Annotated in this window: 2 protein-coding genes; both read right to left on the bottom strand. The window is 29.2% G+C overall.

From position 1 onward, the window contains the following. Positions 1-112: 112 nt before the first annotated feature. Positions 113-1036 carry a hypothetical protein gene (locus LS81_RS10935; RefSeq protein ID WP_034347872.1) on the bottom strand — a complete coding sequence of 308 codons (924 nt, stop codon included), beginning with the start codon at positions 1034-1036 and terminating at the stop codon, positions 113-115. Positions 1037-1051: 15 nt separating this feature from the next. Next, positions 1052-1394, bottom strand: a 343-nt coding sequence (locus tag LS81_RS10930; protein ID WP_201798955.1) for a hypothetical protein, incomplete at its 5' end; no start/stop codon positions are given.

Genomic DNA, 1394 nt, shown 5'->3' with positions numbered 1-1394 from the left:
TTTAATCTCATTAATTATGCGAGATTTAATGCAGGATTTAAAAAGTTTAATATTATAAGCAATAAAAGACATACAAAAACAAAAGTTTGTAAAAAAAATATTTAACAAAGCATTACTCATCAAATGCTTCTTTATAGTTCTGTGCCTCTCTTTGTAGAAGCTTTGAAAGATTTATATCGCCTTTGTATTTTGTCTGCAAAATTGAACGCATTGTAGGAATATCATTGCAACCTTGCGCCATTTCCCTAAGTTCATTTGCACGCTGCTCATCATAAGGTTCTTCTCCACCTATATGAATACATTCACAGCTTTTATTGATAAAGTCATTAACTTCTTTGTCTTGCGTATAAGGAATTTGAATATATCCATAGCTTGCTTTTACTCCATCTTTTTCTTGCTTAAATCTTGTAAAACTTGCTGTATGGGAGCATATATTTTGATTAAAATATTCATCATAAAGAATAAAATCAATACTTGTTTTATCTTTACTCCAAACAATATCTATTTTTTTATAATCTCTATACTTAGCACTAGGGGATAAATCTAGGCTAAAATTTTCTTTTTTTGCCAAAATATTTGGATAAGTTTCAAGAATCTCTTTAAAAAAAGGATAACTTGTAAAAGTGTTTCTATCCATAAGTGAATTATTGATAGCTTCAGTAATATCTACACCTTTATAAAATACAAAACCATCATCACCTTTGCTTGTAGCACTACAATCATTTAGTAAGCAACCATATTGAGATAAAATATCTAATATTAAGTCATTTTCTTTATATTTGCTACGCAAAGCAACAAACTCTTTATCAATTTCTTTTCGTTTTAAATTTTTCATTTGATTATATTGTATTCTTTCTTGTTCATTCATTGTCTGTATAGAATCCACATTTTCGGATTTTATAAATTTTTCCCTAGATTCTATAAAGCTTTTTATATCATCTGGTAGGTTAGCATTTTTATCATCTTGCATATTTTCGCTACTATAGACTATAAGAAACAAAGTTAAAAACAAATACACTACTTTTTTACAAATCATGAACTTCTCCTCAATTTAATTTCCTTCTAAAGACCAATGTGGAGGGTCTTTTTCTAAAGTTCTTTTAACTCCATAAGTTTTGCCAACTTCCCTTAACTGTGGATTTGTTGCCCCATTTCTAGGAATATCAATGGTGTGTATCTCTCCTGTTTTATCTTTAATTGTAAAAGACGATTGCCAAGTAATTGTAATATCAATGGCATTTCCCATGACGTGATGTGAAGTCAAAGAAGCTGGATATGCTATACCATAAGCCTTAACCATCTCCAATGCTTTTTCTCTTGAAATTTTCTCTGAATAATTACCGCTAGAATCTGTATGTATCCAATTTATTGGGATATTTTCTTTTTGTGTTGCT

The sequence above is a fragment of the Helicobacter trogontum genome (assembly GCF_000765905.2).
GTDB classification, from domain to species: domain Bacteria; phylum Campylobacterota; class Campylobacteria; order Campylobacterales; family Helicobacteraceae; genus Helicobacter_A; species Helicobacter_A trogontum.
The sequence above is the reverse complement of the archived record's forward strand: the minus strand, read 5'-3'. Positions and strand labels throughout refer to the sequence as shown.

What these genes read in the sequence shown, in the direction of transcription:
- LS81_RS10935 (WP_034347872.1), bottom strand. Translation starts at nt 1,036, where the DNA reads ATGATTTGTAAAAAAGTAGTGTATTTGTTTTTAACTTTGTTTCTTATA.